Annotated in this window: 7 protein-coding genes; 3 read left to right on the forward strand and 4 right to left on the reverse strand. The window is 64.0% G+C overall.

Translation table 11 applies throughout. The features are described from left to right. Positions 1-173: 173 nt before the first annotated feature. The 4 genes from IVB42_RS28445 to IVB42_RS42340 all read right to left on the reverse strand — a co-directional run bounded on the left by IVB42_RS28445 (position 174) and on the right by IVB42_RS42340 (position 5,223). Entirely contained in the window at positions 174-929 is a 756-nt protein-coding gene (locus tag IVB42_RS28445) for a substrate-binding domain-containing protein (protein WP_247392938.1), read from the reverse strand. Between the two features lie 277 nt (positions 930-1,206). Continuing rightward, entirely contained in the window at positions 1,207-2,553 is a 1,347-nt protein-coding gene (locus tag IVB42_RS28450) for an IS5 family transposase (protein ID WP_247395407.1), read from the reverse strand. 360 nt (positions 2,554-2,913) lie between these two features. Further along, on the reverse strand, positions 2,914-3,573 hold the full coding sequence (locus IVB42_RS28455) for a response regulator transcription factor (RefSeq protein ID WP_247285914.1): 660 nt from the start codon (positions 3,571-3,573) through the stop codon (positions 2,914-2,916). Positions 3,574-3,654: 81 nt separating this feature from the next. Continuing rightward, positions 3,655-5,223 carry an ATP-binding protein gene (locus IVB42_RS42340; RefSeq protein WP_247395408.1) on the reverse strand — a complete coding sequence of 523 codons (1,569 nt, stop codon included), beginning with the start codon at positions 5,221-5,223 and terminating at the stop codon, positions 3,655-3,657. Between the two features lie 383 nt (positions 5,224-5,606). Here IVB42_RS42340 and IVB42_RS28465 point away from each other — a divergent pair, with 383 nt between their 5' ends. The 3 genes from IVB42_RS28465 to IVB42_RS28475 all read left to right on the forward strand — a co-directional run. Beyond that, on the forward strand, positions 5,607-13,193 hold the full coding sequence (locus IVB42_RS28465) for a peroxidase family protein (RefSeq protein WP_247471469.1): 7,587 nt from the start codon (positions 5,607-5,609) through the stop codon (positions 13,191-13,193). An 80-nt stretch (positions 13,194-13,273) separates the two neighbouring features. Further along, entirely contained in the window at positions 13,274-14,989 is a 1,716-nt protein-coding gene (locus tag IVB42_RS28470; protein ID WP_247395410.1) for a type I secretion system permease/ATPase, read from the forward strand. A 16-nt stretch (positions 14,990-15,005) separates the two neighbouring features. Continuing rightward, positions 15,006-15,483: hypothetical protein (locus tag IVB42_RS28475; protein WP_247471472.1), on the forward strand; the 478-nt coding region annotated here is incomplete at its 3' end.

Consider the following 15,483-nt stretch of genomic DNA (forward strand, 5'->3'; position numbering starts at 1 on the left):
GCAGCGGTGGACACCAAGTTGGAACCGCGTCCGGATTGCCCCTGACGGCCGACATTACACGCGCTCAATCGACCTTCGGCTTCGGGCCATCAGCCGACATGCACCAGCGGGTTAAGCAATCCGCTGTAGCAGCGTCTATTGAACGTCGTTGCCCCACGAAGCAGCTGATTGTTTCACCCCGGCGTCATACCTTTGCTCTTGATCACCGATATGGCGTCCGGCGTTTTCAGGTAGTCGACGAGCGCCTTCGCGGCTGCGGCTTCCTTCGTGGCCGCACCGAGCGCGGCCGTGAATACGACATCCTGCTGCAAGTCAGCAGGGAACGGGCCAACCACATCGAGGCCCGGCACCGTCAAGACGTTCATCAGGAACAGCGCGAGTTCGGCCTCTCCGTTGGCGACTACAGCGACGACCTGTGCGGGGGTCGGCTGCGCTTTCATCTTGGCTTTCATCTGTTCGGTGATGTTGAGGCGCTCGAATACTTTCGCTATTGAATAGCCGGTTGCGCTTTCCGGAATCGAGGCGACCGATTCCGCGTTAAGCAAGGCAGCTTTAAACACGTCGGGCGTGGAGATGTTGGGCTTCGGCGCACCGTCGCGAACCGCGACACCGAGGCCAACACGAGCTATGTCCAGCGTCGGCCCGGCTGCGAAGTGTGATCGCGCGGCGGCGTCCCTCATTACCTCGACCGGCACGACGCCGACATCGAACGGCTTGCCGGAGGTAGCTTCCTTGATCAGGTTCGGAGTGGTGCCGAAGAAGATATCGAGCTTGTGACCTGAGGTTTGTTCGAACTTCGGCTTGAGACCCGCCCACACTGCTGTCATGGCGCCGCCGGCCAGAACCCTCAACTCAGCTGCGGTCGCCGCTGGTGACAGCATCATGCCGACCAAGATACCCACTGCCGCGAAGGAAAACACAGTCCTCATGAAACCTCTCCCGAGTATATGAACCGAGCGTTTGACGCACGTGGACGTTACGCTGCTCCTGGTCCACCGTCTAATGTCTCAGATGGGTCAAAGGCCGCCCTCGGCGGCTCCAAGTTCAACCCTCGGAAGCGGAACGGGCTAGGCCCAGAGAGGAAGTCAGCCACCGGCCATTTCCTGACTCCAAAGTGCGCCACGACCAACGCCCTTTTCAACTGGTTGGCACCACGGTAGCCTTTACCTCCGTGGCTGAGGAAAAAGGGGTGTACTCAGTCGTCCGTTAAGAAGCCGAATTGAGCGGGAGCGGACAGGCAAGCGTATGCGATAGCTGGATCAGGAAGAGGCACAAGAGTTCTCTGAGCCAGGCGAGGATACGGCGGAAGTTGTGGCCGACTGCTGAGAGCACGACGTTGGCGGCGTCGCCGGCGCGGCCTTTGAGATAGCAGCGGCCAAGGTGACCTTCGGCCTTCAGATGTCCGATGATGGGCTCGATGGCGGAGCGGCGCCGGAGCTCGCGCTTGATGGCGCCGAACACGCCGCGCTTCTGGCCCGAAATGAAGACGCGACGTGGATTTTGCGTGTCGTGGCCGCGATATCCCTTGTCGACATAGGCCCGCTCGATCGGACAGCCGGTGAGCGCCTCGGTGCGGTCGATGACGTCCCGCAGGGTATGACCGTCGTAGGGATTATCGGGCAGCGACCTGGCGTGCAGTACGAACAGGCCACCGGGCGCCCGGCGGTTGTTGCTGACGATGGAGGCCTTCACGCCGAACTCGTAAGGGGCTGCGGCCTTGCCTTTGCCGATGCATTCCACCTCCGGGGCATGGAAGGAATAAAGCTTCCAGCCGCGCTGGCGCTGCTGCTGCGAGCGGATTTGCACGGCCCGGCCAAGCGGGAGGGCGAATGCCTCCTCCAGTGCCGGCTGGCCCTCGATCTTGCGGCGGATGTCGCGGATGATACGGCCGAGCCGGCTGCGCAGAATGCGCAACTGCCGCTGATGCCGGCTGAACTGTTTGGCATGGGCGTAGCGGCCCGCCATCATCGCGGCGGCCTTGGCCACACGAGAATAGGATTGCCGCAGCCTGACGGCGTGCCTTCTCGCCAGGCGGTTGAGCCCCTTGATAGCCGCATGAAGCAGCTTGGCGTCGGTCGGAAAGGTGATGGCCTTCGGCTGCACCGTGGTGTCGACGGTGACGCGCTTGAGGTCCTGGCCGCGTAACGCGCCGGCCTCGTGCGCCACCCGCAGGCTCTCCGCCAGCAGCAGCTCCAACTTGTCGCCGAGCCGCTTGCGCCAATGGCTCAGGTCCGAGCGCTCGTGCGGGAAGGCATGCTGAAAGAACTCTTGCCCGGTGAAGAACTGGAAATACGGGTCATGAACCCAGCGCTCGCAAACGCCCTCATCGGACAGCCCATAAGTGTGCTTGAGCAACAGCAGCCCGATCATGAACCGGGTCTCGATCCCGGGCCGGCCATTCTCGCTATAGAGCGGCGCGACCTCGCCGTCGATCCAGTCCCAATCGATCTTGCCGGCGAGCTGAACCAGCTCGTGCTTCATGTTGATGATCTGGTCCAGCCGCGCCCGGAACAGATCGTTCGATCCCGTCGTCCTGTGCTTCTTCGGTCGCATCGGCCCCTCCGATGCACACAGAATCATGGTCCGCAGCAAAAGGGAATCCACAAACCAAAATTGCAAGGTTTGGGGGCCTCAAGCCCCCAATCCCTGCAATCTCAAATGCCGCCGCAACCGGAAAACTGACTCCTGCTCAATCGCTTAGAGCCTTGTTCACGGACGACTTTCTGATCTCGGGCCGAAGGCGCAGAAGTCCCGCTTGCTTGGGCCAGCGAGTAAGGTGACTCCAACTGGCTGCGGTATTGGTCTCCGTAAGACATTTGGTCCACTACCCGCGTGGGCCTTAGCATGAGGCGCTGCCCAGGTGATCCAACGCCAGCGCAGCGCGGTTCGCAGCGTGATATGGATTGTCATCCTTCAAGCGTGTTGGCCGGACTGGCGCATCCTCTGATACGCCATGACCGCGGACACGCGGTTGGTCGCGCCGCACTTCTGCATGATGCTGCTCATGTAGTGCTTGACGGTCTTTTCGCTGATCTTGAGCTTGTCGGCGACCATCCTGTTGGTGGCGCCGCTCTCGACCTCCGCGATGATCTGGAGTTCGCGATGGCTGAGACCGACGTCGATGGACGTCGCCTCCTTCTGCTGAACCGCCGAAAGCAGCCGCGCCGCGAACTCCGGCGAGACGAACGAGGACTCGTTCTTGAAGACCGCCCAGATCGCCGCCTTCAATTCGCTCGCGCTGACCCCCTTCAGGATGTAGCCGTGCGCGCCCGCGTTCAGGGCGGCGATGCCGGTCTGCGGATCGTCGCAGGCGGTGAGTATGACGCAGTGCGTTCCGGGAAATTCGACGCACAGCTGCTTGAGAGTCTCCAGGCTATCGCCGGGAATGCCGAGATCCAGAACGAGGATGCTCGGGCGATGCGTTTTTGCGATGTCCAGCGCGTCTGCCGTAGAGGCGCCTTCGGCTACGACTTTGAAGCGAGCCTCCGCCCGAAACACGCTGGCCAGTCCTTGGCGATAAATCGGATGATCGTCGACGATGGCAATAGTGGCCTGCTCACTCGAATTTTCCATATGTACTCTCACAATTAAAAAACACTGCGGAAAAGTGGCATTTCAGAATGCTGCGAGAATAGGCATCGTAAGGATAAAGTTTCAATCACTTTTGATCGGTTGACTATCTTTCGAGTGTTCATCGCCAGTTCCTGCGGTGGAACTTTGGACGGGAAGTTCGCACAGGATCTCCGTGCCTTGGCCGAGATTGGAGATCACGTAGAACGTCCCGCCCAATGCTCTCACTCGGGAGGCCATCCCGATCAATCCAAGACCTGATCGAGACTTGGCTGTCTTGCCGGCAAAGCCGCATCCGAGATCGCTCACCGATAGCCGCAGCGTCCCGGCGAAGTAATTAACCATTACGGTCTGGCGGTCGCTCCCCGAATGCTTGAAGGCGTTGTTCAACGCCTCCTGCGTCACCCGAATGAGGCAGCGCACCGCGTCGCGAGGCAGTTTCTCAGGCACTCCGGTCATCTCAAAATCGACGATGCAGGCGGCGCGGCCTTCATGCGCTCGTATGATTTTGCGGAGCATCCGGATGAGATTACCGCTGTCTCCGAGATCGGGAAGAAGCAGATCGGCGGCGATCGAGCGCAGCTCCTTGAGCGCGTCCTTAAGCGCGCTCCGGAATTCCGTCAGGAGAGCTCGCGCTTTGGGTGTCGGGCCTTCCAGCTCCTGTTCCAGACCTTCGAGCCGCAGCAGGGCGAAGGATATCAGCTGGGCAGGGCCGTCGTGGAGCTCGGCTCCGAGCCGCGTATGGATAAGATCGTCGATGCGGGCGGCAGTGCGAAGAGCATCTTCCGTTTCAGATTTAAGAACATCGTTCTTGCGATGCAGCAATACTTTCTCCCGGAACCGCTGCTTGATGGCCGAACGTTGCTTTTTGATGGTCGTGCTTGCTCGATGGACGACGATGAACAGAGCCAAGAGGGTGACGAGACCCACCGACCCGACCACCAGCCATGCGCCGCGGATGGCGCTTGCCTGGTCGCGGAGAAGCGCGCGGGCGTCTTCGTAGATTTCTGCGACCGCGATGATCCTTTCCGTCTCGTTCTTGTAGAGAGGCAGGAACATCTCATAGAGGGGCATCGACAGAGAGCGTTCGAACTCGCTGTCATCGTCCTCGAGGTCGGCCATCCCAGCACGAATTTTCCCTTGCAGCGAAGGCGTGAGGTCGGTCGTCGGAAATCGCTTTCCGATTAGCCCCTTTTGCGTGCTGTACACGATGGTACCGTCGCGCGCCCAGATCTTGACGGAGGCGACATGCCGCCTGGATTTCAGCAGTTCGGCGACGGACTCGAGCCCGCGAAGGTCTTCCGCGCTGAGTGTGCCTCCGCCGTCCATCGACTGAACGTAGGGCTCCACGAAATTCGTCATGTACAGCGCGGCGGCGCCACTCGTTCCGCGCAGAACGCCATCGGCGATACGATTGCCGACCCATCCTCCGACCGCGGCGACGGAAAGCGATAGCACCAGCGAAGACAACAATGCGAACTGCTCGAAGAGGGACCTTCGCATCCACCAGCGACGCGGCCGATCCGTGGCGACTTTGATGAATGCCCCTAACGCCCTCCTGGTCTCGGGCTTGCCTTCACCGGCTCTCAACAAGGCACTGTCGACGCGACGGATGTGCCCATCAGCTTCATCGGCGACGGAGACTTCCTCCACGACTGGCTCCATGAAGAACATTCTCGAACAATGTCATCGGTGAACAGATGCTTAAATTGGCGACATCATATGCATCGATCGTATCGGCTTTCAACTTCCTGGGCAAACATGGTGAAGATCGCACGTGCCCACACTGCTCCTTTGAAGCAGCGGATCAGGGTTAACACCATCGCCGGCAGCAGCCGCGCCGCCGCAGAAAGACCGATGGCGCTTCGGACTAAAGTCCGAAGCAAGGGACTTTCGTCGGGTGCGGCGCATTCGACCATCGACGGAAATTTTCGCTCGACCTTCTGCCCTACCGCGCCCGCGAAGCACTCGACATGCTTCTGAAACGTGGGAGATCCGGCCGTTCGGTTCTCCGTTAATCCTGGCAGGAGCGCATCATGTCGAATTATCTCAAGCCGTTCGTAATCGACCAGAGCGACATCGACTTCATCCTCAGCCAGGTCAACTTCCGCCCGTTGTTCGATGCGGCAGGCAACGCCATCATCCTGTGGGACGGCACGGGGGCGGTCTACGATGCACACGGCAATCTCATCGGCACCGGCGGGTCGGCCGCCGGCGACGCGGCATCGACCGTGGCCATCGCGCAGTGGGGACAGTCCTACTATTCCGAATTCGACTTCGCGGGCTTGAGGGATCCCAGCGGTCTCAACAACAACCTGTCGCTCATCAACGCCACCTTCGGCGCGGTCGACCAGATCTTCACGCGCACGGCGGCTGCCGACTACGCCGGCTACTCGTCCGTGATGCAGACGGTCGCCGACCGCGTCTACGCCGCCGCCAAGACCTACTACTCCTCCTACAGCGCGGCGACCGGCGGCTTCAACCCGGCCCTCAACGGCGACTACGCGGTCAAGGCCGATCCGGCCGGCGCCCAGACCGCGGCCGACGGCACCAAGATCGATCTGCCGAACGTCGTCGATTACACGCCGCGCATGATCAGCCTGACGACTACCACCGGCGGCGTCACCTTCGACACCTGGGCTAACCATCAGGGCGACCTCGGAGCGACCTCGCATCAACCGAACGAAATCTACTACGATCCCACGACAGGGACGGCGAAGGTGCTCGACTGGGGCCAACTCGCCACGGTCGCCGACGGCGGCCTCGGTCAGGTCGACACGCAGGCGCGGCTCGCCGCCTCGGCCGGTCAGGGCGACCACTTCCTCGGCGGGCTCAATCCGGGCGTATCGCCCTCCAACGGCTTCTTCGTACTGTTCGGCCAGTTCTTCGACCACGGCCTCGATTTTATCGGCAAGGCCTCGGGACAGACCATCAAGATCGCGCTCGCCAGCGACGATCCGCTCTACGGCATGCTCGGACCGGACGGACGGCCGGTGCACGAAATCACCATCAACCGGGCCACGGTGCAGACGGTGGACGCCAACGGCCCGGAATACGTCAATCACACCTCGCCCTTCATCGACCAAAGCCAGACCTACGGCTCGCACGAGCAACTGACGAACCTGCTGCGGGAATGGGTCGCGGATCCGGCCACCGGCCAGTACCACGCCGGCATGAACCTGTTCGACGGGCAGACCCTCGAAACCGCATGGACCAAGCCGGACGGCACCGCGACGCACCAGACGCTGCCGACGCTGGACGAACTGCGCGCCCATGTGGATGCCACCGGCCGCGACGCCCTGACCTGGGAGGACGTCAACGATCTGCGCAACCGCGACGCATCCGGCCACGTGATCGCCGGCACCAGCGGCTCGGCGCTGCTGCTCGACATGAATCCGCGGTTCGATGCAGGCCACATGGGAGCCTTCTACGACAAGAATGGCAACGGCGCGCAAGACGTCGGAGAGGCGGCCTATGGCACTGCGGCCCAGTCGGCCAAGGTAGCGGCCGCAATTTCGACCATCGACACCTACGCCAAATCCACGTTCGGTGCGGGCTCGAGCTTCGGCATCGACGCAACGACACACAAGCTGACGCTGACCATGGCCACGCTACCCCCAGGCTCGCCTCCCGGAACGCCGCACACCCTGGACGGCGCCAGCTCGCTGTTTCCGTTCGTCAACTTCGCCGACTTCAGCATCACGGTCCCGGCGGGCGCGCTGCACGACGCCGTCGGCGAGATCCTGATGGCCTCGGTCGGCGACCACTACGTGGCCGGAGACGGGCGTGTGAACGAGAACTTCGGTCTGACTTCGATCCACCACGTCTTCCATGAGGAACACAACTACCAGATCCAGAACATCATCGAGGCACTACATACCCAGGACGTCGTGTCCGGCGACCCGACCCACGCCGCGCTGCACGGCTTCCAGATCGACACCGGGCACGGCATGAACGCCGCCGGCGACTACCTGGATTCCGCAGGCAACATCTCCTGGGACCAGGACAAGATGTTCAACGGGGCCAAGCTGGTCGTGGAGATGGAATACCAGCATGCTGCCGTCGACCAGTACGCCCGTAACGTCTCGCCCAATATCCAGGAGTTCGGCGCCTACTCGACCGAGGTCGATTCGGCGATTTCCCTGGAATACTCGCAGGCCGCCTTCCGCTTCGGTCACTCGACCTTGCGCGAGACCATCGACACCATCGATCCGTCCGGCGGCCTGACCGGCAAAATCATGGGCTATGCCCTGAAGGCAGCCTTCCTGGCCCCGGACAAGTTCGCCGACGTCGGGCCGTCCGCGATCGTGCTCGGCATGACGCACCAGCAGATGAACGAGGTGGACGAGTTCGTCACCCCGGCGCTCAACCAGGGTCTGCTCGACCAGCCGCTCGATCTGGCGGCGATCAATATCGCCCGCGGACGGGACGTGGGCATACCGACCTTGAACGAGGTTCGTCACACGTTAGGTTATTCCGAATACTCGAGCTGGAACGACTTCGGTCAGAACATGCAGCATCCGAGTTCGCTGGCCAACTTCATCGCCGCGTACGCTTTCGACGGTGACATGGAAAAGGCGAACACCATCGTCGGAATCGTCGACGGAAGCGTCGCCGCGGGCACGCTCGGCATCTCGCTCGACCAAGCCTACGGCTTCATGAACGGAGACGAGGCGGCCGGCGGCGTCGGTACGCTTGCCTTCAACCAGATCGACACATGGCTCGGCGGTCTGGCCGAAGTCCATCAGCCGGGGGGGCTCCTCGGCGAGACCTTCGACCGAATCTTCGTCGACCAGATCGAAAGGCTGATGGACGGCGATCGCTTCTACTATCTCTACCGCCTGTTCGGCGTTCAGTTCGGCACGGAGATCGTCAACGCCCAGCTGAAGGACATGGTGGAGCGCACCACGGGTCTGACCCACCTCAACGGCAACATCTTCGGCTATGCCGACCAGTACGTCGATCTCGGTGCCCACAAGGAAGTGCTGGCTCCGGGACAGACCGAGTACCTGACGACCGGCAACGAGCACAAATACGGCGACATCGCCGCGGTGGATGCCGGAACGATAGGCATCTACTCCAACGGCGGACGCGGCAACTTGAACGACGGACACGAAGTCGTCATCGGCGGCGTGCACTACATTCAGGACACCCGCCTGGCCGACACGGACCCCAACAGCGCCTATGGGCAGAACGGCTTCGTCAACCTCGACGGCACGCCGAACTCGGGCGCCGAGTCCAACGAGATCATCGTCGGCTCGAAGGGGCAGGATCTGATCTACGCCCAGGGCGGTGACGACACGGTCTACGGCGATGCCGGCAATGACAAGATCTACGGCAGCTACGGCATCGACCGCCTGTACGGGGGGGACGGCTCCGACACGATCTACGGCGGCGACAACCCCGACCTGATCGACGGCGGCGCCGGCGACGACTTCCTGTATGGCGAATCCAGCGGCACCGACATCAACGGCCTGGACCAGGTCATCGGCGGCGCGGGCAACGACTACATCAACGGCGGCCTCGGGATAGACAAGCTGTTCGGCGGCAATGGCGACGACGTCATGTATGGCGAGCAGGACACCGACCCGTTCTTCGAAGGAAACGACGGCAACGACTATCTGGACGGCGGCTCCGGCACCGACATGCTGTACGGCAGCAACGGCGACGACATGCTGCTCGACGGCACCGACGTCGACATCTCTTTCGGCCAAGCCGGCGACGACTGGTTCAAGGTTGGCGACATCGCTCAGGCGTTGAGCACCGGTCCTGATGAAGTGCTGGGCGGTGACGGCGTCACCGACGACGGCAACACCCCGGGCACGATTGGTTTCGACGTCCTGGACTTCAGCCTGCAACACGCCCGGCCGATCGGGGTGACCTACGACCTCGACCAGCAAGCGAACCCACTGGCTGCAGTCAATACCGCGCAGTCGGTTCCCGCGGCGTTCGAAATGGAGGGGCTGGTCGGCAGCGTGTCCGACGACAATCTCGGAGGAGACTCCGGAGACAACTGGGTCGTGGGCGGCTCCGGAGCCGATCTCCTGACCGGCGACGCCGGCAATGACGTCATCGTCGGCGGCTCGGTCCGGCTCGACACCCTGATCGGACAGTACATCCAGGGCCATGACGCTCAGGGCAACGAGATCGCCTCAACCTACGACCACAACAACAACAACGACGGATCCACCGAGGCATTACGCCTGCAGGATGCCCGCTATCAGGGCGCCTCTCACCGCGTCGCTTACGACGACACCCTGGGCGCCGGTTTGCTCGACAACGCCGCGCTCGGCACGCAGGGCTTCGACAAGCATTTTACCGAGATGCTGCGCACCCAGTTCTTCAAGGACAACGTTCTCGGAGACGGGGGCGCCGACGCCAGCACCCTGGCCAAGCCGGACATCGCAGTTTTCACCGGCAACCTGGCCGACTATCGCATCGACCCCATCACATTCCAGAGCACCCACGAGGGACAGATCGTCGCCTACAAGGTGACCGACCTGCGGGATCCCAACGGCGTCGACGCCAACGGAGCGCCCATCGTCACCGACGGCACCGACCTGGTCGTGGGCGTGGAACTGCTGCGCTTCGCCGACCAGGACTTCTCGTTGGTCAACACGCCCCCGAGCCTGAAGCTTCACGCCTTCGATCCGGGCGCTGCGACCGACAACTTCGCCTCCGGCAGCTACGCCGGCGGCTCGAGCTGGACGGGCAACTGGACCGAAACCGGCGACAACTTCAACGGCGCGGTCAACGGCAGCGCCACCGCGGGTCAGATCCGCGTGGGCTCGCAGCAACTGCAGTTCACCGACAACGCCGACGGGGCCAACGTGCAGCGGGTGGTGAACCTCGCCGGCGTGGTGGAGGCCAAGTTGGGCTTCACCTACAACCAGAACAGCTTCGACAACGGCGACTACGTCCGCGTCCTCTTCACCGCGGACGCCACGGCGGCGACGCCGGTCTTCCATGAACTCGGAACAATCACCAATGCCGCCGGCTTCGGCAACCATACGTTCTCGGCCGATCTTCTCGCGTCCCTGAACGCCGGCGAGACGGTGACCGCCAACGCGGCCCTCAGGTTCGAGGTGGTCAGCTCGGCCACCAACACGGGCAACAGCGCCAACAACGGCACCATCTCGATCGACAACGTGTCCGTCGACTACGTCAGGCCCGCGGCGGCTCCGAGCACGGACTACGTCGTCACGTTCACGGAGAACGGCAATGCCGTCGGCATAGCCAACCATCCCGGAATCGTCGACGACGGCACGCAACTGTGGTCGGCGAAGGTCGTCCTGACCGGCCGGGTGGCGGGCGACGCGCTCAACGCGAACGACATCGCCGGCGACGGCATCGCGAGCACTGTCGACAATTCCGTGGCCGGACAAATCACCGTCAGCCTGACGGGCAAGGCCTCGATCGCGGCCTACCAGAACGCGATCCAGGCGATCACGTTCTCCAGCAACTCCAACGACCCCACCAATGCGGACCGCATCGTCCAGGTCACGGTCAATGACGGCTTGGCCGACAGCAACGTCGCGACCACGACCATCCACGTGACTCCGGTCAACGATCCGCCGAGCGTGGGCGCCGATCACGTCTACACCAACCTCGGCAACGTCGCGAGTGGCATCGTGGTGCCGGACTGGGCGCTGCTCGCCAACGACAGCGACACGGACGGTCCCAACGCGCTGGCGATCACCGGGGTGGGCTCCTTCAACAGCCTCACGGCGGTCCATGCCGCTGGCGCGGTCACGATCACCGACAGCGGAACGAGCGGCAACCCGGCGAGGCCGAACGGCGGCTCGTTCTCCTACACGGTGAACGACGGGGCCGCACCGGCCTCCGCCACGGTCACCGTGACCGCGGTCAACGGCACGACGATTAACGGATCGACGGGCAACGACATCCTGGTCGGAAGCTCGGCCAACGACATCCTCACCGGCGGACGAGGCGACGACGCGGTCTTTGCGGGCGGGGGCGACGATAGCGTCGGCTGGTCGGTGACCAACCCCTTCAAGATCGGCAACATCACCATCATTCCCGAACTGCCGGACGGCCGCGACTTCGTCGACGGCGGCGCCAACGGCGCGGCGGGCGACCGCTTCACCGTCACCGGCAACAACACGGCGGAATCCTTCGCCATCTACTCCAACACCGACGACTGGGACGGTGCCGGTCCGGGCACGGGCAGCAGCGCGGCTCATGTCGGTTTCACGGGCCTGCATGCAGGCACCGAGATCGTCGTCGCCCGCAACGGCACGGTGATCGGCGAGCTCGACAACGTCGAGGAGATCACGATCAACACCCTCGACGTGACCGCCAACAACAACAACGGCGGGCTCGACGGCGGTACGGTGGCCGGCGACAGCGTCGCCATCGTCGGCAACTTCACCGGCACCAGCCTGAACTACAGCACGATCACGGTGAACGGGGGCGCAGGCGCCGACACCGTCGACATCTCCGGATTGACCTCCGACCACCGCATCGTATTCCACGGAGGAGGAGGCGACGACCAGGTCACCGGCACCTTGCGGCCGCAGGACGTGGTCGACACCCAGACCGGTCTGCCTTCGGGCGACCAAGGCGGCGGCCAGGGTGGATCCGGCGGCGACGGTCAGGATGGCAACTCCGGCGGCGACGATCAGCATTGTTCGTCGGGCGACCATCAGCACGACGGACAGGGCGGCCCAGACACGCCGCAACCTCCGGCGGTCAACCCGGGCATGGCTGAAGGCCAGATTGGAACTGCAGCCGCCGACGTGATGGTGGGGGCGACCGGCGACGATGTCCTCAGTGGCCTCGATGGCGACGACGTGATCCTCGGCAACGACGGTGCCGACACGCTGAAGGCCGGATCCGGAGACGACTTGGTGAAGGCCGGCGCAGGCGACGACGTGGTGTTCGGCAACGACGGCAACGACGATCTCTTCGGCGGCGCCGGCCGCGACCTGATCACCGGCGACGGCGGGGACGACCGCCTGTTCGGCGACGCGGGCGACGACGCCCTGGAAGGCGGCGCGGGAAACGACACCGTCTACGGCGGGGCCGGCAACGATCGGGTCATCGCGACCGTCGGCGACGGCAACGACACCTACTTCGGCGACACGGAGGAAGACACGCTGGACTACTCGGCCATCTCTGCAAACCTCACGGCCGATCTCGGCAACGGCATCGGACAGCACGGCAGCGTCGCCAGCGCCCAGAGCGGGACCGACCAGATATTCGGGTTCGAGGACTTCATCGGCGGCTCCGGCAACGACACCATCGTGGCCAGTTCGGTGGCGAACGTCATGGACGGCGGTGGAGGGAACGACACCTACGTGTTCGGCTCCGCAGCGGACGCCAACGGCGACACCATCAAGGGTTTCCAGCCGGGCGACAAGATCGACCTGTCGGCCATCGACGCCAATACGGGGGCGGCCGGGAACCAGTCCTTCGTGCTGTTCGCCGGCAACGTCTTCACCTCGGCGGGACAGGTCATCGTCACGCAGGAGATCAAGGACGGCGCGGAGCACACCTTCGTGTCCGGCAATACCAACGCCGACGCCGCGGCCGACTTCAAGATCGATCTGGGAGCCGGCAACCATGCACTGACGACGGCCGACTTCAACGGCGTGCACTAGGCGCAACCGACCATCACCACCCGGGCGAACCGCCGCCCGGGTGGACGACGTCACCGAGGCCAAGGGCAGGGCAGGAAACGATGAGCAAGAACCCGAAGCGAAAGAATCCGACGGAGAATCCAATCGGCAGCTACCGCGGCATCGGTTTTGTCCTGCTCGGAGTGTCCGGAATCATCAACGTGCTGGCGTTGACGGGCTCGTTCTACATGCTGCAGATCTACGACCGGGCGCTGACGAGCCACAGCATCCCGACCTTGGCGGCGCTCTCCGCGCTCGCCATCGGGCTTTATCTGTTCCAGGGCATGTTCGACATCCTGCGTTCGCAGATACTGGTCAGGCTCGGGGCCCGTCTCGACGCCAAATTGGCGCCCTTGGCGCACTGCGTCGTGATCGAGATGGCCCGATACGGCTACTCGACGTCCGAGGCGCTGGAGCGGGGGCGCGACGTCGACGTCGTGCGCGGCTTCCTCGGCAGCCAAGCCCCCATCGCCTTCTTCGACCTGCCCTGGATGCCGCTGTTCCTCGGCTTCGTCTATCTGCTTCATCCGGTGCTCGGGCTTGTCACCTTGGCCGGCGCGGTGGTTCTGATGTCGCTTACGGTGGCAACCGAACTTCTGACGCGGCGGGCCGGCAAGGAGACCCACCAGGCCGCGGTGCAGCGGTCCACGTTGGCAGACTCCCACGCACGCAACGCCGACATCCTGCGCGCGATGGGGTTCGGCGGCCGCGCCGTGGCCCGGTTCGAGACCGCCAATGCCCGTCATCTGGCGCTGCAGACCCGAACCAGCGACATCAGCGGCAGCTTCGGCGGGATGGCGAAGGTGATGCGCATGATGCTGCAGTCGGCGCTGCTGGGCCTTGGCGCGTTCCTCACCATCAAGGGCGAGCTTTCCGCGGGCGCGATCATCGCGTGCTCGGTGGCTTCGGCGCGGGCGCTGGCGCCGATCGATTCGGCCATCGGCAACTGGAAGGTGATCGCCGCGGCACGGCGCAGCTTCAACCGTCTGAAGCAGACGCTCGCCGCGGCAGAAGACGGCAGCCATATCCTGCCGCTTCCCAAGCCTTGCGCGACCCTGAAGGTCGAAGGCATCACCGTGGTCGCGCCGGGCAGCGGGACCGTGCTCGTCGGCGACGTCGGCTTCGAGCTCAAGGCGGGCGAGGCGCTCGGCCTGATCGGCCCTAGCGGTGGCGGCAAGACATCTCTGGCCAAAGGTGTCGTCGGCGTTTGGCCGCTGCTCAGGGGCAAAGTCCGGTTTGACGAGGCGGATCTCGATCAGTGGCGCGCCGATGCGCTCGGCGAGCACATTGGTTACCTGCCGCAGGACGTCTCGCTGCTCGACGGCAGCATCGCCGAGAACATTTCGCGGTTCGAGACCGAGCCCGACGCCCGCAAGATCATCGCCGCGTCGAAAGCCGCGGGAATCCACGAGATGGTCACGCGGTTGCCGGATGGCTACCAGACCGAACTCGGGCCGTCGGGCACCGCGCTGTCGGCCGGTCAGCGGCAGCGCATCGGGTTGGCGCGGGCGCTCTACGGCGATCCCTTCCTCGTCGTGCTCGACGAGCCGAACTCGAACCTCGACGCACCGGGCGAGGCGGCGCTCGGGGAGGCCATCGAAGGCGTCAAGGCGCGCGGCGGGATCGTCATCGTGATCGCGCACCGGCCGAAGGCGCTGGCGGCGGTGGACTACGTCGGCGTGGTGCAGGGCGGCAAGTTGGTCGCGTTCGGACCGAAGGACAAGGTGGTCGGCGCGCCGGCGGCGCCGATCCCGTTCCCCGCCGCAGCGACGGCTTGATCAGCGGGAGGTGGCCATGGACGATCGGCTGTCGTTGGGAATTCCGGACCGCAGCGCGCTCGACGCGCCGGCGCGCCGCTTCGCGCTCATCGAAGAGCGGTCGCGCGTCAGTTCCATCGTGCCCGCCATCCTGATCGCATCGTGGGGACTGCTGCTGAAACAGGTGTTCGGCGAAGGCAAGGAGGATGCGCCCCATCTGCCGAAGCCGGACTCTCCGGAAGCGGCAACGCAGCCGGAAGCGGATACGTCGGTCGCGCCGTCCATCGCCGTGGAGCGGAGCGCAGGATCGTCCGAACTCGTCCGTGCCTTCGGGCTGCACGCGGTATCGATGAACGAAGCGTTCGAAGCGGCAGTCGATCCGGACAGGCTCAGGTTCGACAGGACGGAAGGGCCGCGGCTGTCGCTGGTCCCGGCGAACCAGAACGCGCCGGCTCCCGCGCATCCGCTGCCGCGGGGGGCAGACGGCACACCGGTCGCCGGCGGAGGCGGGGGTG

This window comes from Bradyrhizobium sp. 45 (genome assembly GCF_023073155.1).
In the GTDB taxonomy this organism is placed as follows: domain Bacteria; phylum Pseudomonadota; class Alphaproteobacteria; order Rhizobiales; family Xanthobacteraceae; genus Bradyrhizobium; species Bradyrhizobium canariense_D.

What these genes read in the sequence shown, in the direction of transcription:
- IVB42_RS28445 (WP_247392938.1), bottom strand. Translation starts at nt 929, where the DNA reads ATGAGGACTGTGTTTTCCTTCGCGGCAGTGGGTATCTTGGTCGGCATG.
- IVB42_RS28450 (WP_247395407.1), bottom strand. Translation starts at nt 2,553, where the DNA reads ATGCGACCGAAGAAGCACAGGACGACGGGATCGAACGATCTGTTCCGG.
- IVB42_RS28455 (WP_247285914.1), bottom strand. Translation starts at nt 3,573, where the DNA reads ATGGAAAATTCGAGTGAGCAGGCCACTATTGCCATCGTCGACGATCAT.
- IVB42_RS28465 (WP_247471469.1), top strand. Translation starts at nt 5,607, where the DNA reads ATGTCGAATTATCTCAAGCCGTTCGTAATCGACCAGAGCGACATCGAC.
- IVB42_RS28470 (WP_247395410.1), top strand. Translation starts at nt 13,274, where the DNA reads ATGAGCAAGAACCCGAAGCGAAAGAATCCGACGGAGAATCCAATCGGC.